Below are 21,613 nucleotides of genomic sequence, written 5' to 3' on the forward strand. Positions count from 1 at the left end.
AGACATGTTGAAATTTGTCAATACAGGACAAACTTATCCCGAAAAGCGTGAACCAACCCTTCGTTCCGAGGATTTTCAGGAGATTGCCGACCGTTATGCACCAGAAAAGGCTGCGGAACAGGCCGCTCGCTGCTCGCAATGCGGTGTGCCTTATTGTTCGACCCACTGTCCGTTGCACAATCACATTCCGGACTGGCTGCGTCTGACCGCTGAAGGCCGGGTGCGTGAAGCCTATGAAATGTCGAATCTGACATCAACTATGCCAGAGATTTGCGGACGGATCTGCCCACAGGATCGATTATGCGAAGGCAATTGCGTGATCGAGTTTTCCGGTCACGGTGCCGTAACCATTGGCGCGGTGGAGAAATATATAACCGACACCGCCTGGGAAGAAGGTTGGGTTGAACCGCTAGTCGCTGGAAAATCGCGTGGCCAGTCCGTTGGTATTATCGGCGCCGGTCCGGCGGGCCTGACCGCTGGCGAATATTTGCGCGTCGCTGGCTATGACGTTCATATATATGATCGCCATGACCGCGCCGGTGGGTTGCTGACATATGGTATTCCCGGCTTCAAGCTGGAAAAGGATGTCATCATGCGGCGGATTCAGCGGTTGAAGGATGGTGGAATTCATTTCCATGAGAATTTTGAAGTCGGCAAGGACGCCACCTTGGATAAACTGCGCGACAAGCATGACGCCATATTGATCGCCACTGGCGTGTACAAAGCCCGCGAAATTAAAATGCCAGGTGTCGGCGCGCCGGGCGTTGAGGAAGCGCTGGCTTTTCTTACGGCCTCCAACCGCAAAAGCTTTGGCGATGATGTCCCGGATTTTGACAATGGCCGCTTCAACGCTGAAGGCAAAAATGTCGTTGTCATCGGTGGCGGTGATACCGCCATGGACTGCGTCCGCACCTCGGTGCGGCAAGGCGCAAAATCGGTAAAATGCCTCTATCGCCGTGACCGCAGCAACATGCCCGGATCCCAGAATGAAGTGAAAAATGCCGAAGAGGAAGGCGTGGAATTTGTGTGGCTCTCCGCACCGAAGGCGGTGGAAGGCACCAACCATGCGACAGCCGTGAAAGCGACCAAGATGCGTCTGGGTGCGCCCGATGCGAGCGGCCGCCGCGCGCCAGAGGTACAGCCCGACAGTGATTTTACGCTGGAGGCCGATCTGGTAATCAAGGCCCTGGGCTTTGACGCCGAAGAGCTGCCCAGCCTGTTCGACTGCCCCGATCTCAGCGTGACCCGCTGGGGTACTTTGCGAGTCGATCACAAGAGCATGATGACCAATCTCGACGGTGTTTTCGCGGCGGGAGATATTGTTCGCGGAGCAAGCCTTGTGGTATGGGGTATCCGGGACGGTCGCGATGTGACCGAGCATATGCACAAATTTTTGCGTGAAAAAGCAAAGGCGGAGAAACAGGCCGCTTAATCCCCTCTTTTGATCACTCAGTTCGGAGTACATAATGAAAAATTTCTTTGCGATTACCGTGAGTTCATTCGCCTTGGCCTTCAGTGTTCCTGCCGCCGCACAAGATACGGATGCAACGACAGCTGCCGCTGAAACCGAAGCACAGCCTATCGATCCGGTGCGTTTGGAAGCCGCTAAGAAAACCGTCGACTATCTCTTTCCTCTCGGCACCTACGAGCGGATGATGAAGGGCACGATGGACCAGATGATGAGTCAAATGATGGCTAGTATGGGCAATATGCGCATGGGTGATCTGGCCGGCGCTGGCGGTGTCTCTCGCGGTGATATCCCGGATGGACTAGGTGACAAGACACTGGCCGAGATGGCAACCGAAATGGACCCGCACTACCAAGAGCGGACGCAAATCTCGACCAAGGTGATCATGGACGAAATGGTAGACCTGATGATCGGTATGGAGCCAGCGGTTCGCGGAGCGCTGACTAACATATATGCCCGCAAATTTTCCGTCGGCCAACTCACCGAAATGAACGGATTTTTCGCCACCGATACCGGCAGCGCCTTCGCACGGGACTATATGATGGTCTTTGTCGATCCGGAAATGATGCAATCGATGATGACCATGGTCCCAGAGATGATGCAGGCGATGCCCGAGATTATGAAGAAGGTCGAGGAAGCCACCGCCCATCTGCCATCCGTAAAGGTGACCGGGAACGACCCTTTCGGCTCTGTCGAGAATATTATCGAAAGCAGCGAAAATTCTGACGATGGAACAAATTGGGAAGACCCCGATAACTGGTCGGCTGAAGATCGGGAACTGGTCAACAAACTCAGTACCGATTCCGATACCGCGTTTGAAAAATATTATGAGGCGCTGGAACAGGCGCAAAAAAATGCCAAGGCAAAAATGGCTGAAAAGAAATAGACCGCGACGTCGTTCCGGTTGTTTCCCTTAACTGAAGTGAAAAAATAATGACATACTACCCAACGCCCGAGCACAAACGCCTTGCCGAAACCGGCATGTATCGGCCCGAATTTGAGTCCGATGCCTGCGGTGTCGGTCTGGTTGCGGCAACCGATGGCAAACCGTCACGGCGGGTCGTATCCTCGGCAATTGATGCATTGAAAGCGGTTTGGCATCGCGGAGCGGTAGATGCCGATGGCATGACTGGTGACGGGGCCGGGTTGCATGTTGATTTGCCCGAGCGTTTCTTTGACGATGCGATTGCCGATAGCGGCCATAAAGTCATGCCTAACCGACTGGCCGTGGGCATGATTTTCCTGCCGCGCACGGACCTCAGTGCACAGGAAACCTGCCGGACAATTGTTGAAGCCGAGATTATCGAAGCGGGTTACAAGATTTATGGCTGGCGGCAAGTGCCCGTCGACGTGTCCGTCATCGGTGTGAAGGCGCAAAATACCCGTCCGGAGATTGAGCAGATCATGATCGCCGGTCCGCTGCCGGATCGCCAGAGTGCACAGGAGTTTGAAAAAAACCTCTATCTCATTCGCCGTCGGATCGAGAAGAAGGTGGTAGCGGCACAAATTCACGATTTCTATGTCTGCAGCCTGTCCTGTCGCTCGATCATCTATAAGGGTCTGTTCCTCGCGGAATCATTGTCCGTCTTTTATCCGGACCTGACCGACGAGCGTTTTGAAAGTCGCGTTGCGATCTTCCATCAGCGCTATTCGACCAATACATTCCCCCAATGGTGGCTGGCCCAGCCGTTCCGGACGCTTGCCCATAATGGTGAAGTCAACACGATCCGGGGCAATAAAAACTGGATGAAAAGTCACGAGATCAAAATGGCGAGCCTCGCTTTTGGTGATCATTCCGAAGATATCAAGCCCGTGATCCCTGCTGGCGCTTCAGATACTGCTGCGCTGGATGCGGTGTTTGAAACCATCTGCCGCTCTGGCCGCGATGCACCGACGGCAAAGTTGATGCTCGTTCCCGAAGCTTGGCAGAATGAAGCGGAGATGCCCGCTAATCACAAAGCCATGTATGAATATATGGCAAGTGTCATGGAGCCATGGGATGGTCCAGCGGCGCTGGCCATGACCGATGGCCGATGGGCAGTGGCTGGAGTGGATCGCAATGCGCTGCGACCACTGCGCTACAATAAAACTTCTGATAATCTGCTGATCATTGGATCGGAAACCGGTATGGTTGTCGTCCCCGAAAGCCAGATTATCGACAAGGGTCGCCTTGGCCCGGGCCAGATGATCGCGGTCGATCTGGATGAAGGTATTGTCTTCACTGACAAGGCCATCAAGGATCAAATCGCGTCCGAAGAACCTTATGCCGAGCTGGTGAAGGGTTTTCAGACCATGGATGACCTGCCCCCGGCACCGGCCAATGCAGGTATGAATTTCTCCAAGGAAGAACTCATCCGCCGCCAGACTGCTGCCGGCCATACGCTTGAGGATATGGAAGTCATCCTTGCGCCGATGGTTGAAGATGCCAAAGAAGCTATCGGTTCCATGGGTGACGACACACCGCTTGCGGTGATCAGTCTGAAACCGCGCCAAGTCAGTCATTTTTTTCGGCAGAATTTTTCGCAAGTTACCAACCCGCCGATCGACAGCTTGCGCGAGCGCCATGTGATGAGCCTGCGCACGCGTTTTTCAAATCTTGCCAACATATTGGAGAAGGACAGCCAGAACGAAAATGTTCTGGTGCTCGACAGTCCGGTTTTGAGCTGTGGTGCCTGGGAACGGCTGAAAGACAGTTTCGGTGACGCCGTCGCGGTGATTGATTGCACCATGTCAACAACCGGAGGCGCGATTACACTGCGCGATGCACTGGCACGGATTCGTGATGAAGCCGAACAGGCCGTGCGTCAGGGAAAGACTGAGATTTTCCTGACGGACGACAATATTGATGAAGACAATATGGCCATTTCAATGGTTATCGCAACCGCCGCTGTGCACACCCATCTGGTGCGCAAAGGTCTGCGCGCTTATGCTTCGGTCAATGTACGGGCTGCCGAATGTCTCGATACCCATTGCTATGCCGTTCTCATCGGTGTCGGTGCGACCACGGTCAATGCCTATCTGTCTGAAGCGGCCATTGCAGACCGTCATGCGCGCGGACTGTTTGACGGGCTGACGCTCGACGAGTGCATCGCCCGCCACAAAAAGGCTGTCGACGAAGGCTTGCTGAAGATCATGTCGAAAATGGGCATTGCGGTAATTTCCAGTTATCGCGGCGGTTATAATTTTGAAGCCGTGGGTCTGTCGCGCGCGTTGTGCAATGACCTGTTCCCCGGCATGCCGACGAAAATATCCGGCGAAGGCTATGCATCGCTGTTTATCAATGCGCAGGAAAAACATGAGGCCGCTTTTGAGGCGGCCGTGGTGCGCCTGCCGGTAGGCGGATTCTACAAGCAGCGCGATGGCGGCGAAGCCCATGCCTATAGCGCCCATCTGATGCACTTGCTGCAAAGCGCGGTGGCGCATGACAGCTACTCTTCCTACCTGCAGTTTTCGCAAGGTGTTCGTGAACTGGAACCGGTTTATCTGCGCGACCTGATGGAATTTAACTACGCGCCGGAACCAATTCCGATCGATGAGGTTGAGGCGATTACCGAAATTCGCAAACGTTTCAACACACCCGGAATGTCTCTTGGCGCGCTCAGCCCGGAAGCCCATGAAACGCTTGCTATTGCGATGAACCGTATCGGTGCGAAATCCGTATCCGGAGAAGGCGGGGAAGAGAAACGCCGCTATACGCCATTTGAGAATGGCGACAATGCCTCCAGTCCGATCAAGCAAGTCGCGTCAGGCCGCTTTGGTGTAACAGCGGAATATCTGGGTGCCTGTGAAGAGGTTGAGATCAAGGTGGCGCAGGGTGCCAAGCCTGGAGAAGGCGGCCAATTGCCAGGATTCAAGGTCACCGAATTTATCGCCAAGCTGCGTCATTCGACACCGGGTGTCACGCTGATCAGCCCTCCACCGCATCATGACATCTATTCGATCGAAGATCTCGCCCAGCTGATCTATGATCTCAAGCAAATCAATCCAAAAGCGCGGGTTTGCGTCAAGCTGGTATCTGCTGCCGGCATCGGGACAATCGCAGCGGGCGTTGCCAAGGCCCATGCTGATGTCATTCTGATTTCCGGTAATACCGGCGGGACCGGCGCATCGCCGCAAACGAGTATCAAATTTGCCGGCACGCCTTGGGAAATGGGCCTGACCGAAGCCAACCAGGTGCTAACCCTCAACGGTCTGCGGCACCGCGTGAAATTGCGCACCGACGGCGGCCTGAAAACCGGACGCGATATTGTGATCGCCGCAATTCTGGGCGCGGAGGAATTTGGTCTTGGAACGCTGAGCCTCGTCGCCATGGGCTGCATCATGGTCCGGCAATGCCACAGCAATACCTGTCCGGTCGGCGTCTGTGTGCAGGATGAAAAACTGCGCGAGAAGTTTACCGGCACACCGGAAAAAGTAATCAATCTGATGACCTATATGGCCGAAGAAGTGCGCGAGATACTGGCACGCCTTGGCTACCGGTCGCTCGAGGAAGTCATCGGCCGCACCGAATTGCTGCGTCAGGTTAGCCGCGGGGCCGAGCATCTTGATGATCTCGACCTGAACCCGATCCTTGCGAAAGTGGACGCGCCCGATACCGAGCGTACGTTCAACCTGCCTACCCATCGCAATGAAGTGCCGGACAGTCTCGATGCACAGATGATCGCGGATGCGCAGCCGGTATTTGAACGGCGTGAAAAGATGCAGCTCACTTATACGGTGCGCAATACTCACCGTGCGGTTGGCACGAGATTCTCGGCAGAGGTTACGGCCAGATATGGCATGACCGCGCTAAACGAGGATCATGTCCATGTCCGTCTGCGCGGCAGTGCCGGGCAATCTCTGGGTGCGTTCCTGTGCCAGGGTATCACCCTGGAAGTCTTTGGCGATGCCAATGACTATGTCGGCAAAGGCCTGTCTGGCGGCAAGATTGTCGTTCGTCCGATGGTCAGCTCCCCACTGGATTCAAAGGACAATACGATTATCGGGAACACCGTGCTTTATGGCGCGACCTCCGGCCAGCTTTTTGCGGCCGGTCAGGCCGGCGAGCGGTTTGCTGTCCGCAATTCCGGCGCTGATGTTGTCGTCGAAGGCTGCGGCGCCAATGGCTGTGAGTACATGACCGGCGGCAATGCCGTGATCCTTGGTGCGGTTGGCAATAATTTCGGTGCGGGCATGACCGGGGGCATGGCCTTCATCCTCGATCTCGACCGCGACTTCGAAAAGCACGCCAATCCCGAAAGCATCATCTGGCAGCGGCTCGACAGTGACTATTGGGAACAGCATCTCAAATCCCTGATCGAAGCGCATCATCGGACCACGGACAGCAATTGGTCCGAGACAATTTTGCGCGACTGGGATCGCTGGCGGACTCGCTTCTGGCAGGTTTGTCCAAAGGAAATGGTCGATCGGTTGGATCATCCGCTATCAGATGGGGATGCTGTCGTTGCGGCGGAGTAAATAGTCTGAAATGATGCCTGTATCAGATTTTGTTGTTGAAAACCTCACAGCAGCTAATGCTGATGATATCCTCGATATCTATCAGCAAGGCATGGATACCGGTCACGCAACATTTCAAGAGCGAGCTCCCAGCTGGGATCAGTGGAACGAGAGTCATCTGCAAACGCCCCGTCTCGGTGCTTTTGTAAACACAGAGCTGGCAGGTTGGGCGGCGTTAAGTCCCACCTCATCACGCTGCGTCTACGCGGGAGTTGCTGAAGAAAGCGTCTATATCAGTACAAAGTTCAAGGGCATGGGGATTGGCCTGGCGCTTCTGCAGGCGATCATCTCTGCTTCCGAAGAGCAAGGCATATGGACACTGACCGCAGGGATTTTTCCTGAGAATGAAGCAAGCATAAGCCTGCATAAAAAGGCGGGTTTCAAAGTCTTGGGTCGTCGGAACCGGATCGGTAAAATGGGCTTTGGTTCTTTGGCTGGCCAATGGCGCGACGTGATATCTTTGGAGCGGCGTAGCGACCACCCGAGATTTGACTAACCCAAAACATTGCAAGCCCCACCCCTATGTTCTTGTTTTGATCTTGTCTTCTGCTATGCTTGATTGATGACAGATCGGCGCGATGTAGTGGCGGGGATAGGCCTGCTTGGGCTTACCGGCCTTGTCTCCTGCACACCGAAATCTGCTTCTCCATCAAGAGGAACCCACGTCATGCCCAAAATCACGCCCAATTATATGGAAATGAAAGCAACCAATCTCGGTGCGAGCAAGGCCTTTTACGAAAAGGCCTTTGGCTTTGCCTTTACCGATTATGGTCCCGAATATGCCGCAGTCGAAGGCGGGCCGGTGCAAATTGGGCTGGCGACCGGTGAAGAGCCTGCCGCGCCGATGCCGACATTTGAAAGTGATGATTTGGAAGCGGCGCTGGCGCAGGTGAAAGCGGCCGGCGGCAAAATTGTTCAAGAGATTTTTGCCTATCCCGGTGGCCGACGTTTTGAATGTCTTGATCCTTCCGGGAACCGTCTGGCCATCTATAAACCGGGTTGAACCTGCTAGCTTTTTGCGGAGTTACAACTGTTTACATTGGCCGTCCATTGGATCCCCCTGGGTTCAGCTTTGGCTCAGATGCAGGCTGTTAGACGGAGTCTAACGATAATTATCCAGGAGGCTCTTATGCGACATTTTCTTGCCCTTCCCCTTTTAGCAGTATCGCTGAGTCTTGCCGCACCGGCCTCCGCCCAAGATCAGGCATCTGAATCAGAAATGATTGAGAAGTTCAATGATCCAGCGTTTCAGGACAATATGGTGTCGGTAATGTCTGGCTTCATGACCGCGATGATGGACCTCCCTATCGGCCAATTTGCGGCTGCGATGGAGAAAGCCGTGCCCGAAGGCATGGATGACCAAGAGGCATTTTCCCGCATCGATCCTGACGCGACATTGGGTGATCTCGCCGCACGCGACAATCCCAATTTCAATGCAGAGATGGAAGACAAGATGCGGAAAGGCACAGCCATGATGGGTATCATGGCGAGCGAATTTGGCGCATTGCTTCCCCAGCTCAAAGCCATGGGTGAAAGAATGAAACGCCGAATGGAGGATGTCGAATAGGGCCTCGCGCTAGCCCATTTCATGTCAGCTGACCGTCTATTGACGGTTTAACGCATCAAGCCCCTTCCCCCACGACACAAACCCGATTAACAGCAACAATATGTGGCAGTTATTCCAATTTCCTCTTTGTCCGTTTTCGCGCAAAGTTCGCCTGCTTATGGGCGAAAAATCGGTCGGCTATGAGCTCGTCCGCGAATCGCCATGGGAACAGCGTGACCAGTTTCTCGATATGAACCCGGCAGGCCGCACACCGGTCATGCGGCATGATCAGCGGGACATTATTCTCATCGATAGCGTCGCAATCTGCGAATATATTGAAGAAACGGTCGAAAAGACGCCGATGATCAACGGAACCGCCACCAACCGGGCCGAGATCCGCCGGCTCGTTGCCTGGTTCGACGAGCAATTTTACGGAGATGTAACCGCACCGCTGCTTTATGAACGCATGCACAAGCGCATTGTTCATCGTCAGCCACCTGATGCCAAGGTGCTGCGCGAAGCCATGCGGCGGGCCAATGTGCATCTCGATTATATCGATTATCTAATCGACCATCGCAGCTGGCTCGCTGGCGCGACCATGAGTCTGGCTGACTTGACCGCAGCAGCACAAATATCGGTCGCGGATTATCTCGGCGGGATAGACTGGGCCGGGCATCAACAAACCAAAGCCTGGTATGCGATGTTCAAATCGCGGCCCTCTTTCCGGCCACTATTGTCGGAACGCATGGAAGTCATCAGCCCTCCGGCTCACTATGAGAAGGTGGACTTTTAATGCCACTCGGACGGCACCTGATTGCCATGTCAGCGGTCTTGTGCCTTTCAAGTCCGGCAATCGCAAAGGATGCAACAATGATAAAAGCCAGTGGCGCGTTTGAAGTCGAGTTGAAACCAGTATCAGGCGAAGGCGAGAGCCCGGCCCGTATGGCTTTGACCAAAAGCTTCACCGGTGACTTTGTAGGAACCAGCACTGGCCAGATGATGGCTGGCGGCAATGAAGCCACCGGCGCACGTGTCTATGTCGCATTGGAAACCATCACGGGCTCGCTCAACGGCAAACAGGGCAGTTTCATCGTTACCCATCGTGGAACCATGACCAAAGATAGTCAGGATCTGACTATCATTATCGTGCCCGATAGCGGAACCGGCGCACTTAGTGGGATAAGCGGAACCATGGACATCCAAAATGTCGATGGAAATCATAGCTACACGATTGACTATAGTTTGCCGGAAGGCTGACTATTCGCCGACAATCCTAACGATATTTCCAGTGGCGATCCTTGCCTTCGGCCATCCATTCAACGGCTTGGGCGATCCGACGCTGCCGCGTGTCTTCCCGCTTGGCTTCGGTTATCCACTCAATATAGTCGCGCTTTTGTCCAGGCGCAAAATCATCATAACATTTTTGCGCCGCCAAATTGCTTGTCATCGCATCGGCCAAATCGTCAGGCACCGTGGGAACTTTCACCGACTTTGATCTGGCAACTTTAGCTTTCGGCACACCGGCCGCCTCCAGCCGTTTTGCAACCGAGATGATCATCTCAATCAATTCCTGATCCGCTGGCAAATCCTCTAGGGACTCTATGCGTCCAAAATGACCCATGGCCTCTCCGGACTTGGGCGTTTCAACCCCCAGACTTTCCCAGAAACCAAATGCAGTATGTTCTTTGAAAGCGGCCATGTTGCATAGGTTCTTGCCGCCCAATGTGAAAAACGGCATGCTCCACTTCATCGCCTCTTCGATATCCGGCCGGGCTTGATGCACCAATGCGCGAAGATGCAACAATATCGGTCTGGCAAATTCCTGTGCCTCATCAATATAGTCATCAATGCGCCCATCCCGGTTTGCCATCCTAAGGGCCCTGCGTCGTGAGGTTCAGTTTTTTGATCATCTGCACCTTGTCCATATTTGGCGCAAAGCCATCTTTCTCGACGCCTTCTTTTGCAAAACCAAATTTTGCGAAGAACGGCACAATTTGAGGTGTCGTGAACAGCTCGACCTCCTGAAACTGACCTGATGATTCAATTGCATGCAGGCGATATTCCGCGAGCATTCGGCCAAGTCCAGAACCATGACGATCATTATCCACCATGCCCCAGGTAAAATGCGCCTGCCCACGATCTCCCGCAGCAAAACCACCGCACCCGCAGATTTCATCGCCAGGCTCAATCACAAAATAATCGCCGTTCGGTCCATCCAGAAAATCGGCAAAGCCGGTGCGTTCACTTGAATCAAAATAACGCGGTACGTTGCTGTCAAACAAAGCGAGGCAGGCCTCTTTATCGGTCGTGAGATAGGGTCGAACGGAAGCGCTCATCGCCATTTCACCGTCATTAGATAATTGAGCGCCAGATTGTCGGACAAGGCGAACCCATGCGAAGGGCTATAGGACAGGCCGGTCGTGTCAATTACCTGCAGGCCAGCCTGTCCCAGTAACTCCTCGAGCTCGCCCGGAGTAAAAAACTGATCATGATGATGCGTCCCCTTGGGAATGCGCCCGGTCATTTCCGCCAGATCGACGAGCATCAGTTTCGACATCGCGGTGCGATTGGGCGTGGAGACTATCATCAAGCCATCCGGCGTCAGCGCATTTGCCAGTCCGGCCACAAACATATCCGGATCATCTACATGTTCGATGACCTCAAGCGAGGTTACCAAATCAAACCCGCTTTCGCCGAAAGTCTCGATCCCGATATTGCGATAGTCAATATCGAGCCGCTGGGGTTCCGCGTGCGCTTTGGCCGCAGCAATATTTTCCGGCGCTGCATCCAGCCCGATCACTGATGCACCCATCCGGGCCAAAGGTTCGCAAACCAGTCCAGCACCGCAGCCAACATCCAGCACGCGCTTGCCCGCCAAAGGTCTCAGATTGCTTGCCTCTGTGCCGAAATGCAGGTCGATTGCCTCCCGGATATAGCCGAGCCGCACCGGATTGAGCCGATGGAGCATGGCGGACGATCCGTCCGGGTCCCACCAGTCGGCCGCTAAAGCGCCAAAATGCGCCGCTTCTTCTGGGTTTATCGTGCTTTTGGTTGCGCCTGAAACCGAACTCTTGCTGGTGCTTGCGTTTGTCATAACGTCTCTTTATCACAGCCCGCGCGTCTCGTTCAGACCCTTTTTCAACAGAAAGACAGATAACAGGCATCATGGCACGCATAGTGATGAAATTTGGCGGCACGTCCATGGCGGGGATTGAACGTATCCGACGGGTTGCACAGATTGTGAAACAGCAATCCGACGCCGGTCATGAAGTCGCGGTGGTTGTTTCGGCAATGGCTGGCGATACCGACCGGCTGGTCAATTTCTGCCGCGAAGCCAGCTCGCTATATGATGCTGCCGAATATGATGTGGTGGTGGCAAGTGGCGAACAGGTGACATCGGGTCTGCTGGCCATCGCTTTGCAATCGCTGGGTGCGAAGGCGCGCAGCTGGCTGGGCTGGCAAATGCCGATCCGCACGATCGAGTCACACAGCAAGGCGCGGATTGAAACCATTGACGCGGATGACCTGACTGCCTCCATGCAAAGCGGTGAAATTGCTATCATTCCGGGCTTTCAGGGCATTAGCCAGGATGGCCGGATCACCACGCTTGGCCGCGGCGGTTCCGATACCAGTGCTGTCGCAATTGCCGCAGCGGTCAAGGCCGATCGTTGCGATATCTATACAGACGTGGACGGCGTTTACACGACCGACCCGCGCATTGTAACCCGCGCACGTAAACTGAAAACGGTAACTTTTGAAGAAATGCTGGAGCTGGCAAGCGTCGGAGCGAAAGTGTTGCAAACCCGCTCGGTTGGTCTGGCAATGAAAGAAAATGTGCGCATTCAGGTATTGTCATCCTTCACCGAAGATGGCGCACCAAGTGCTGATGATCTGCCGGGAACGATGATCGTCAGCGAAAGTGAAATGGAGAAAGAGGATATGGAGCGTCAACTGATCACCGGCATTGCCCATGACAAGAATGAATCCAAAATCACCCTGACCCGCGTGCCAGATAAACCTGGTGCCGTGGCCAATATATTTGAACCGCTGGCCGAAGCCGCGATCAATGTCGATATGATCATTCAGAATGTCGGCCGCGAAAAAGGCGAAACCGATGTGACCTTCACTGCGCCGACCAGCGACCTCGACCGGACCATGCAAGTGCTTGAAACAGCCAAGGAAAGCATCGGCTATAACCGGCTGATCTCGGATACGAATGTCGCGAAAATCTCGGTCGTCGGCGTTGGCATGAAAAGCCATGCCGGTGTCGCCTCGACCATGTTCAAGTCACTGGCCGATCGCGGCGTCAATATTCAGGCGATTACAACATCGGAGATTAAGGTCAGTGTTTTGATCGAGGAAGATTATACCGAACTGGCGCTCAGGGTGCTTCACACCGCTTATGGCCTGGATGCAGAGGATGCAGCTTAACTTATGACTCAATCCAAACTCTCCGCGTTGATGAAACGCGGCACCGACCTGCTTGGCAGCGAAACCGCGATCATGTGCGGCGCGATGAGCTGGGTATCCGAACGCAATCTGGTTAGCGCCATTTCCAATGCTGGCGGCTTTGGCGTCATTGCCTGCGGCGCGATGACGCCGGAATTGCTGGATACAGAAATTGCCGAAACCAAGAAGCGCACAAGCAAACCGTTTGGCGTCAACCTGATCACCATGCATCCCGATCTGATGAAGCTTATCGAAGTCTGCGGCAATCATGACGTCAGCCATGTCGTGCTCGCTGGCGGTCTGCCGCCCAAGGGCAGCCTTGAAGCGATCAAGGAAATCGGCGCAAAGGTGATCTGCTTTGCTCCGGCGATGGCGCTGGCAAAGAAATTCATCCGCTCCGGTGTGGACGCCATTGTTATTGAGGGCATGGAAGCGGGTGGACATATCGGACCGGTTTCGACCTCAGTCCTCGCACAGGAAATCCTGCCCGAAATTGCCGATCAACTGCCGGTCTTTGTTGCTGGCGGTATTGGTACCGGTGATATGATTGGCGCCTATCTCGAAATGGGTGCCAGCGGCGTTCAACTGGGCACGCGCTTTGTCTGCGCCCATGAATCCATCGCCCATCCCGATTTCAAGAAAGCGTTCATGCGCGGTAATGCCCGTGATGCCGTGACCAGCGTGCAAGTAGACCCTCGCCTGCCTGTCATTCCTGTGCGCGCGCTGAAAAACAAAGGCACCGAAGAATTTACCCGCAAACAGATTGAAGTGGCAAAGCTGCTCGATGCGGGAGACATTGAAATGGGCGAGGCGCAATTGCAGATCGAACATTTTTGGGCTGGCGCATTACGCAAGGCGGTGATTGACGGTGATGTCGAAAACGGGAGCGTCATGGCCGGGCAATCGGTTGGTATGGTCAAGGCGGAGGAAAGCGTCGCGGATATTATCAAGGCGCTGACGGAAGAAGCGGAAACGGCACTGGCTCGGTAAAATTTAGCGCGCTCAGAGCGAGCGGTGCTGGGTTTCAGCTTCCGAAGTTCTGCATCAAGTGTCGAGCACAAGCCTATCCGTCTTGCCTAAATAACACAGCTTCGCCATAGTCGTTCCATGACAGAAACCGTTAGCACCCCCGACCCTTTCGCCGAAATGGAGCAGGACCAGGCAAGAGCTTATAATCAGGGTCTGACACCGCTCCATCCCCCGCAAAAATCGCTGATCCGTCTGAATGTTGCGATCACTGTTGGCATTATGACAATCATTGCGATCATCGTCGAATTTGCAATCCGCAACGAACTGCCACTAGCAACCGGAGCGATCATCGGGCCAGTCGCTGCCATCGCGCTATTCCTTTTCGCAATGCTGCCCGGCCGCATCTATCGCCGCTGGGGCTATGACATGGGGGATGAGCAGCTAAGGGTCTTGCGCGGCTTCATGTGGCGCACCGATACAATTGTTCCGTTTAATCGCATTCAGCATATCGATGTTGCGCAAGGGCCGTTTCAGCGAATGTTCGGGCTGTCGACCCTGATCGTGCACACCGCCGGAACGCATAATAGTATCGTCACGTTGCCCGGCCTCAGCACGCCCGATGCCGAAACCATGCGTGACATTATCAAGGGCCATATCCGCCAAGACATGATATGAGTGACCTCCCCGTAACAGCCGCAGAACCGATGGAACCGGAAACGGATGAATCCACATCTTTTCGACATCTGCATCCGCTCAGCATCATCCTGAAATCTGTTGCCGCTATCGGCCAGAATTTGATTGCAATCGGCGTGCTCTATTTCAGTGTTTTTGATCAGAATATCCTCTATGCCAGCCTCGCGGCTCTCGCCTTACTGGCCATCATCATCGGGATAACCGCGCTGATCTGGTCACGCTTCACCTATCATGTCGGGCCGAAGGAAATTCGGATAAAAAGTGGTCTGATCAGCCGCAATAACCGCTCCATTCCGTTTGACCGGATTCAGGATGTCAGTCTGGAGCAAAAACTGATCAGCCGGATATTGGGACTCGCCACTGTAAAGCTGGAAACCGGCGCAGGAGGCGGTGAGGATGGCAAACTGGATGCATTGGCACTGGTCGATGCCGAGGCAATGCGCAACAGGCTCCGTGACTATAAATCCGGCATTTCAGCCAGTGCGGCAGAGCAAGCGGAAGATGGACCTCTTGATGCTGAGGCAGAAGAGAGCACGCCGCTATTTGCGATGGACAATCGCCGAATTTTCATCGCCGGCTTGTTCAATTTTTCCTTCGTTCTACTCGCGATATTGGCGGCCATCGCCCAAAATCTCGATTTCCTGTTGCCGGACGATTTTTTCAATCCCTGGTACTGGGCCAAGCAATTGTCGGAGCAGGATGTCGTCAACGGACTAAGCTTTAGCGCACAGATTGCTGGCGCTGTTGGAGCCTTGGTTTCTTTGATTGCGGTGGGCTTGGGCAGCGGCATCATCCGTACGTTCATCCGCGAATATGGCTTCCGTTTGGATCGCGTTGATCGCGGACAGCCTGGCTTCCGGCGGCGGCGCGGGCTGTTCACGCTGACCGACATGGTCATGCCGATCCATCGGGTCCAGGCCGCCATACTGAGAACCGGTCCGGTCCGGCAGCGCTTTGGCTGGTATCATCTGAAATTCCAGTCGCTCGCCAGCGATGGCAGCGGCGAGAGCGACCATAGTGCAGCACCCTGTGCGCAAATGGGGGAAGTTGATCCTATCTTAGCCGAAACAAATATCGCCAATGTGCCGCCGGATCTGGTCTTTCAAAGAGTCAGCTCCGCGCTCTGGTGGCGGGATGCGGTCATTCTAGCCATCATATTGGGGGCCGTCAGCATTGGGGTTGGTCTGTTTGTGCAGCCAGCCTTTTACACCCTGATCTTACTTGCGATACCGATCATCACAATATTGGTGTTGAACTGGAAACATCATCAATATGCGCTGACGAAGACGCAATTGTTCGTGCGCTCAGGCTGGTGGCGGCGCAAGCTGACGATTTTGCCAATCCGCAAGATTCAAACTGTCGACGTCGGCCAGTCACCACTGGACCATCCCCTGGATCTGGCGACTGTTACCGTGGGTATTGCCGGTGGATCATCGATAGCCCCGCTCAAGATTAATGACATTCCGATGGTCAGCGCCATGGCCCTGCGCGAACAGCTTATTTGACCTGACGATCAACAATGGCGCTTGACAGGAAGCGCCGAATATTCACGATGGTATCCAATGATATTTTCTGGGGAAGTCGGCATGATACGTGCACATCTTACAACATTGGTCTCCTTGACGGCGCTAGCCTTCACCATGCCCGTTGCGGCGCAATCCAGCGAACGGGATAGTGCCGAACATAATGTTGCGCACAAGTCGGCTGCACTGCACCAAATTATTGATGCCTTTTGGGCCTATAATCTGGAGCAATATCCCGAATTTGCATCATCACTCGGTGTGGATGATCCGAAAGGCCGTGTCAGCAATCGCAGCCTGGAAGCTGAAGACGAGCGGGTAGAAAAAGCCAGGCAATGGCTTTCGGAACTGGATCGGATAGACCAGAACAGCCTGTCCGAAGATGACAGGACCAACTACGGCATCCTGCGCCGCAGCCTTGCCGAGCAGGTTGAGGCCAGCACCTATGGCCAGCGTGCAATCAACTTCACCAACCGGGGTGGCTGGCATCAAAGTTTTGCTAGCATGCAGAATAATCTGCCGTTCCGTAATGCAGCTGATTATCGGACATATATCAATCGATTGGCACAATATAGCAACGTCCATGCGCAATCCATCGCGGTGGCCAACCAAGCCCTTCAGGGCGGCTATGTGCAACCTTGTGTTTCGATGGTTGGTTATGAGACCAGCATATCGGGGCTAATCAAGGACGATCCGAAAGAATCTCGCTTCTTTGAACCCTTCAGGCGAACCAAGCCCGACGGAATTGACCAGGCCGTTTTCGACGGCCTTGCCGCTGATGCTGCCAAGGCTATTGCCACGCATATTAATCCGTCGCTGAAAGAGCATCTCGACTGGTATACGAAAGAATATGCACCCAATTGCGCCAAGGCACCCGGCGTGTCGGCCCAACCTGGCGGCGATAAATATTACGACTTCCGCATCCGCCAGATGACGACCACCGAAAAATCTGCAGACGAGATTCACAATATCGGCTTGTCGGAAGTTGCCCGCATCCGCGCCGAGATGGTGGAAGTTGCCAAAAAGGCTGGTTTCGAAACGCGCGAGGCGTTCATAGAAGACCTGCGGACCAATCCCAAATATTATGCCAAGACACCTGAAGAGCTGATGGAAAAAGTTGCACGAGTGACCAAACTGATTGATGGAAAAATGCCGTCGATCATCGGTAAGCTCGCGCGATTGCCCTATGGCATCAAAGAGATACCAGCAGAAACAGCGGAAGGCACCACAACAGCCTATTATAATCCAGGGTCGCCCGATGTGGGCATTGCCGGTTTCTACTATGTCAACACATCCAAGCTGGACCAGCGGCCATTCTGGGAGATTCCCGCGCTCAGTGTCCATGAAGCCGTCCCCGGCCATCATATGCAAATCGCACTGCAACAAGAACTCGATATGCCTGACTTTCGCAAATATGGGGCATTTTTCACCGCTTTTGTCGAGGGATGGGGCCTCTATTCCGAGCGCCTCGGCATTGAAATGGGCCTTTATGACACGCCCGCCAAGGATATGGGCCGCTTGTCCTATGAAATGTGGCGCGCCACCCGCCTGGTGGTCGATACCGGCATTCACTCCAAGGGTTGGAGCAAGCAGCGGGCGATTGACTTCATGACCGACAATACAGCGCTTAGCGAAGCCAATATCGAGGCAGAAGTAAACCGCTACATCAGCTGGCCCGGACAGGCACTGGCTTATAAGATGGGCGAACTCAAAATCCGCGAACTGCGCACCAAGGCAACGGAAACCCTAGGCACAAAATTTGACTTGCGCGAATTTCATGATGTCGTGCTGGGGCAAGGCGCAGTGCCGCTTGATATATTGGAAGCGCAGGTCAATCGTTGGATTGAAGGGAAGAAATAGGATGAACATTCTTCGTACTACACTGGCGATCGCCAGTCTTGCTATCGCTGCGCCTTCTTTTGCGCAGGCTACTCCTGAGAGCATAGCCAATTCTGTATTGGTAGACCTTAAGGCTGGTGATGCAACAAATGTTGTGGAAAACCTTTTGGCCAAGGCGCCTCTGATATCAACGGGGCCTGCCGAGAAAACCAATCTAATCAATACGCTCAACACGCTTTTCTCTAGCTATGGAGAAGTCGAGGGATGGGAGCTGGTCGGTTCGCGCTACGCTTCAAACCGGTATGTTGAGCAAAGCTATATCGTCTTTCAAGAACAATACGCTATGTCCTTGGAGCTTAAATTCTACCGGGCCAAAGATGGTTGGAACCTGACTGCATTCAACTTTAACGATAAACTGGAAGAGCCGATTGCAGCTCAATTTATGGCAGACTTGGCAAAGTCCCTAGAAAGTCCAGCCGCTAAAGACTGACGGACTAACCATTAGCCTTCATCATCCACAGGAGCGGGCGGTGGTGTTTCATCAGCAGCCGGCGGCACCGCCAGATCATTGTCAGCTCTCGTCTCGGCTTCTTGATCCTTTAACGCCTCTGCATCCTGTGCTTCCAGACGTGCACGCGCCTCAGCCGCGCCCGCTTCACGGGCTTCGCGCTGTGCTTCAATTTCGCGCAGACGTTCTTCGACCGCCTCCGCTTCCTCGTCGATACGCGCCAACCGCTTCTGGCGTTCTTCCTCGATCAACCGGCCCCAGTTTACCGTATCATCCTGCCCTTTCTCAGCATAGGCCTGACGCAATAGTTGCTGCGTGCAGCCGGTAAAACCGCCTGCGCCGGAGGGTGAACAGCTCTGCGTGCCGTCTTTACCGACATATTCATAGGCTCGCACGCGCTGTGACCATGCTTCATTTTTTGCATCATTAGGATTGTCCCGCAGCGTTTCGGGTATCCGGTAGCGTTCGGATTCATCCTTGCGCGCGCAAACCACGATCTCACCGTCCGAGCTTTGTGGACAGGGGTCATCGCCATAGATCACGAGTTGGTTCACACGGTCTCCAGCTGCGTCCTGAGCCATGGCTGGCGATGCTATGATACCACCTGCAAGCAACAGAGGTACGGAGAAAAAAGCTGTTTTTATCATGCTATTCCTTTGCCAGAAACTCAATGAACCCGTGCTGAAGGGCAATAATCCCATCAGATTCGTTTGGAAAGCCCGATCGCAACCTTGCATCCCAATCGAATGGCTGCGCTCAGTACCGGATAGCCGGGCGTTTCTTCGGCACCCGATTCAATTGCTGTTTGTTTATGCTCAAGTTCCTCTTCGCGAAACTCCGCAATCTTACCGAGCAGCTCAGGCTCGTTTTGCGATTCTAGCTGCTCCATCTGTTCCTGATAATGCAGGTCGATTTCTGTCTCGACCGCTGCGGTACAAGCCATCGCAGCGCGTGGCCCCATAATCGCCGTTCCCGCACCGAGCGCATAGCCCGCCGCTTTCCAGAAGGGTTGCAATATTGTCGGCCGGACATTGCGTTCCGCGATCATCCGGTCAAACGTATCCAGATGCCGCTGCTCCTGTTCTGCCATATGATGAATCGCACTACTGTCAGGCGCATCATCGCCCATGACCGCAAGCTGACCCTTGTAGATTTGCGCCGCACCATATTCACCGGCCTGATTCACCCGAATCATCGAGGCAATATCCGGTTTTGCTTTTCCCAGTGTCTTTTCAGTCATTGCGCTCATCCTTTCGGCCAGCTGCCATCAGAATGAAGATGAGGATTGCTCCACCGACAGACAAGAGAAAATTATATCCAGCCAGAGAAATGCCGAAGAGCGTCCAAGGCGCGACATCACAACGGACCAGCGGCGCATTCATAATGGTGTCCAGCATATCGCCGCCACCTGATACTGTGGTCGCGCAGGATGTAATCCCTTCCCACCAACCATATTCAACACCGGCGTGGAAACCGCCAATCAAACCGCTGATCAATATTGCCAAAGCCGCGTCAAGGACCAGAAATTTTGACCATCTGAGATGACGCAAGACAAGCGCACCCAGCGCAAAGATGATGGCGGCCAGATGCGGCCAGCGCTGCCACATACACATTTCGCACGGATAAAGACCAAATACATATTCGCTGACCAAAGCTCCGCCGAGCAAGGCCGCGGGAATGATCAGGGACAGCCAAAGGGCTGTTCGGGAAAGGGCCATAACCGGCTTCCTAGTTTTTGGCGGTTGCCGGTTTTGCCGATTTCTTGGCCGCAGCTTTATTCATCGCTACTTTCAGGCCTTCGGGGCCCAAACGCCCAATTGTCTGCAGGGCATAGTGCAGTTGGAAATCCTCAATGCCCTTTTCTTTCAGGCCTTCCGCCGTTTCCGTAAAACGCGGATCATCCTTGGCATCTTCTTCCAGAACATCATCTTCCAGCTTCACTTCGTTGATGAGATGCTTGCGCAGATCTGATTCGCGGAACCGTGGACGGGTCTTGTAATCAGGATCAGAGAGCTGCGGTACCATGATGTCAGGCTCGATACCGCCTTCCTGAACTGATTTCCCGGACGGGGTGTAGTAGCGCGCCGTGGTCAGGCGTAAGGCCGAGGTGTTGGATAGCGGCAGCAATGTCTGCACCGATCCTTTGCCAAAGCTACGCTCACCCATCACCAGTCCACGATGATGGTCCTGCAAGGCACCCGCAACAATTTCGGAGGCCGAAGCGGACCCTGCGTCGATGAGGACAATCACGGGAAGGCCCTTGGCGGCATCACCACTTTTCGCAAAATAGCGTTCAATGTCGGACTTGCCGCGGCCGCGTTGTGACACAATCTCTCCGCGAGAGAGGAATACATCCGACACGTTCACCGCCTCATCCAGCAGACCGCCGGGATTGGAGCGCATATCAAGAACATAGCCCAGCGGCTTTTTTCCAAGCGCCTTGTCAATACCAACAATGGCCGCCGCAACATCTGCACCGGTGTCATTTGAGAAGCTGGTGATGCTGATCACGCCGACCTTGTCTTTCACTTCCCAGTTTACCGGCTTGAGATCAATAACAGCACGATTCATTGACACATCAAAAGGTTTGTCGCGGCCAGGGCGGACGATGGTCAGCTTAATCGGCGAACCCGGCTTACCGCGCATTTCCTCGACGGCTTCATCGAGCGAGCCGCCATAAATCAGCGAACCATCGATATGGGTAATATAGTCACCGGCCTTGACGCCCGCCTTGTCTGCCGGGGTGTCCTTAAACGGTGCAATCACCTTCACAGCGCCATCTTCCATGGTCACCGACAGACCCAGACCGCCATAATTGCCATCGGTTTGGGTCCGCAGATTTTCAAAATCACGAGCGTCCAAAAAGCTGCTGTGGGGATCAAGACTGCCCAGCATCCCGTTAATCGCACCCTTGATCAAATCCGCATCATCGACTTGGTCGACATAGTCCGTACGCACGCGGTCAAACACGCTCATAAACTGTTCCATCTCGCGATAAGTATTCGCATCAACAGCAGAAATAGCAGAGGTGGTTGCGGGCAAAAGCGCCACGGTCAAAACAAGGGCTGTTGCCTGTAAAACGGGCTTTTTCATCGAAAAATGTCCTGTAAGTCTAAATATGCCAT

21 protein-coding genes are annotated in these 21,613 nt (G+C 54.2%); 14 read left to right on the forward strand and 7 right to left on the reverse strand.

Annotated elements, in window-relative coordinates:
* Window positions 1-4: 4 nt before the first annotated feature.
* The 8 genes from DG177_RS10305 (at window position 5) to DG177_RS10340 (ending at window position 9,767) form a co-directional block, all read left to right on the forward strand.
* The gene (locus tag DG177_RS10305) at window positions 5-1,432 is read left to right on the forward strand and encodes an FAD-dependent oxidoreductase (protein ID WP_108812916.1); all 1,428 of its coding nucleotides are present in this window, start codon (window positions 5-7) and stop codon (window positions 1,430-1,432) included.
* A 34-nt stretch (window positions 1,433-1,466) separates the two neighbouring features.
* Entirely contained in the window at window positions 1,467-2,354 is an 888-nt protein-coding gene (locus tag DG177_RS10310) for a DUF2059 domain-containing protein (RefSeq protein ID WP_108811400.1), read from the forward strand.
* Between the two features lie 47 nt (window positions 2,355-2,401).
* Window positions 2,402-6,925: a glutamate synthase large subunit gene (gltB, locus tag DG177_RS10315; RefSeq protein ID WP_108811401.1), complete on the forward strand. Its 4,524-nt coding sequence runs from the start codon at window positions 2,402-2,404 to the stop codon at window positions 6,923-6,925.
* 10 nt (window positions 6,926-6,935) lie between these two features.
* Window positions 6,936-7,460 carry a GNAT family N-acetyltransferase gene (locus DG177_RS10320; RefSeq protein WP_337658725.1) on the forward strand — a complete coding sequence of 175 codons (525 nt, stop codon included), beginning with the start codon at window positions 6,936-6,938 and terminating at the stop codon, window positions 7,458-7,460.
* A 171-nt stretch (window positions 7,461-7,631) separates the two neighbouring features.
* Entirely contained in the window at window positions 7,632-7,967 is a 336-nt protein-coding gene (locus DG177_RS10325) for a VOC family protein (RefSeq protein WP_108811402.1), read from the forward strand.
* 126 nt (window positions 7,968-8,093) lie between these two features.
* On the forward strand, window positions 8,094-8,531 hold the full coding sequence (locus tag DG177_RS10330) for a hypothetical protein (RefSeq protein WP_108811403.1): 438 nt from the start codon (window positions 8,094-8,096) through the stop codon (window positions 8,529-8,531).
* A gap of 100 nt (window positions 8,532-8,631) precedes the next feature.
* Window positions 8,632-9,303: a glutathione S-transferase N-terminal domain-containing protein gene (locus DG177_RS10335; protein ID WP_108811404.1), complete on the forward strand. Its 672-nt coding sequence runs from the start codon at window positions 8,632-8,634 to the stop codon at window positions 9,301-9,303.
* A gap of 77 nt (window positions 9,304-9,380) precedes the next feature.
* Window positions 9,381-9,767: a DUF3224 domain-containing protein gene (locus tag DG177_RS10340; RefSeq protein WP_108812918.1), complete on the forward strand. Its 387-nt coding sequence runs from the start codon at window positions 9,381-9,383 to the stop codon at window positions 9,765-9,767.
* 16 nt (window positions 9,768-9,783) lie between these two features.
* On the opposite strand, the gene DG177_RS10345 is transcribed toward DG177_RS10340, so the two are convergent.
* Genes DG177_RS10345 through ubiG form a run of 3 tightly spaced genes read right to left on the reverse strand, consistent with a single transcriptional unit; the run spans window position 9,784 to window position 11,604 of the window.
* Entirely contained in the window at window positions 9,784-10,380 is a 597-nt protein-coding gene (locus DG177_RS10345) for a YdeI/OmpD-associated family protein (RefSeq protein WP_108811405.1), read from the reverse strand.
* Window position 10,381: 1 nt separating this feature from the next.
* The gene (locus DG177_RS10350; RefSeq protein WP_337658726.1) at window positions 10,382-10,846 is read right to left on the reverse strand and encodes a GNAT family N-acetyltransferase; all 465 of its coding nucleotides are present in this window, start codon (window positions 10,844-10,846) and stop codon (window positions 10,382-10,384) included.
* Window positions 10,843-11,604: a bifunctional 2-polyprenyl-6-hydroxyphenol methylase/3-demethylubiquinol 3-O-methyltransferase UbiG gene (gene ubiG / locus DG177_RS10355; RefSeq protein ID WP_108811407.1), complete on the reverse strand. Its 762-nt coding sequence runs from the start codon at window positions 11,602-11,604 to the stop codon at window positions 10,843-10,845. The genes DG177_RS10350 and ubiG overlap by 4 nt, the downstream gene beginning before the upstream one ends.
* A gap of 71 nt (window positions 11,605-11,675) precedes the next feature.
* On the opposite strand from ubiG, the gene DG177_RS10360 reads away from it, so the two are divergent.
* The 6 genes from DG177_RS10360 to DG177_RS10385 all read left to right on the forward strand — a co-directional run bounded on the left by DG177_RS10360 (window position 11,676) and on the right by DG177_RS10385 (window position 18,470).
* A complete protein-coding gene (locus DG177_RS10360; RefSeq protein ID WP_108811408.1) occupies window positions 11,676-12,941 on the forward strand; it encodes an aspartate kinase in 1,266 nt (421 codons plus the stop codon).
* Window positions 12,942-12,944: 3 nt separating this feature from the next.
* Window positions 12,945-13,949, forward strand: coding sequence for a nitronate monooxygenase (locus tag DG177_RS10365; protein WP_108811409.1), 1,005 nt, complete (start codon window positions 12,945-12,947; stop codon window positions 13,947-13,949).
* 117 nt (window positions 13,950-14,066) lie between these two features.
* Window positions 14,067-14,603 carry a PH domain-containing protein gene (locus DG177_RS10370; RefSeq protein WP_337658727.1) on the forward strand — a complete coding sequence of 179 codons (537 nt, stop codon included), beginning with the start codon at window positions 14,067-14,069 and terminating at the stop codon, window positions 14,601-14,603.
* Window positions 14,600-16,126: a PH domain-containing protein gene (locus DG177_RS10375; RefSeq protein ID WP_108811410.1), complete on the forward strand. Its 1,527-nt coding sequence runs from the start codon at window positions 14,600-14,602 to the stop codon at window positions 16,124-16,126. The genes DG177_RS10370 and DG177_RS10375 overlap by 4 nt, the downstream gene beginning before the upstream one ends.
* An 81-nt stretch (window positions 16,127-16,207) precedes the next feature.
* A complete protein-coding gene (locus DG177_RS10380) occupies window positions 16,208-18,001 on the forward strand; it encodes a DUF885 family protein (RefSeq protein ID WP_108811411.1) in 1,794 nt (597 codons plus the stop codon).
* Between the two features lies 1 nt (window position 18,002).
* On the forward strand, window positions 18,003-18,470 hold the full coding sequence (locus tag DG177_RS10385) for a hypothetical protein (protein WP_108811412.1): 468 nt from the start codon (window positions 18,003-18,005) through the stop codon (window positions 18,468-18,470).
* A gap of 11 nt (window positions 18,471-18,481) precedes the next feature.
* Here the strand turns inward: DG177_RS10385 and DG177_RS10390 are convergent, their stop codons facing one another.
* Genes DG177_RS10390 through DG177_RS10405 form a run of 4 tightly spaced genes read right to left on the reverse strand, consistent with a single transcriptional unit; the run spans window position 18,482 to window position 21,581 of the window.
* Window positions 18,482-19,135: a hypothetical protein gene (locus DG177_RS10390; protein ID WP_337658728.1), complete on the reverse strand. Its 654-nt coding sequence runs from the start codon at window positions 19,133-19,135 to the stop codon at window positions 18,482-18,484.
* Window positions 19,136-19,188: 53 nt separating this feature from the next.
* Entirely contained in the window at window positions 19,189-19,728 is a 540-nt protein-coding gene (locus DG177_RS10395; RefSeq protein ID WP_337658729.1) for a demethoxyubiquinone hydroxylase family protein, read from the reverse strand.
* Entirely contained in the window at window positions 19,721-20,206 is a 486-nt protein-coding gene (locus tag DG177_RS10400; protein ID WP_108811413.1) for a disulfide bond formation protein B, read from the reverse strand. The genes DG177_RS10395 and DG177_RS10400 overlap by 8 nt, the downstream gene beginning before the upstream one ends.
* Before the next feature lie 10 nt (window positions 20,207-20,216).
* Window positions 20,217-21,581: a S41 family peptidase gene (locus tag DG177_RS10405; protein ID WP_108811414.1), complete on the reverse strand. Its 1,365-nt coding sequence runs from the start codon at window positions 21,579-21,581 to the stop codon at window positions 20,217-20,219.
* Window positions 21,582-21,613 lie beyond the last annotated feature (32 nt).

Source organism: Sphingorhabdus sp. Alg231-15, from assembly GCF_900149705.1.
In the GTDB taxonomy this organism is placed as follows: Bacteria; Pseudomonadota; Alphaproteobacteria; order Sphingomonadales; family Sphingomonadaceae; genus Parasphingorhabdus.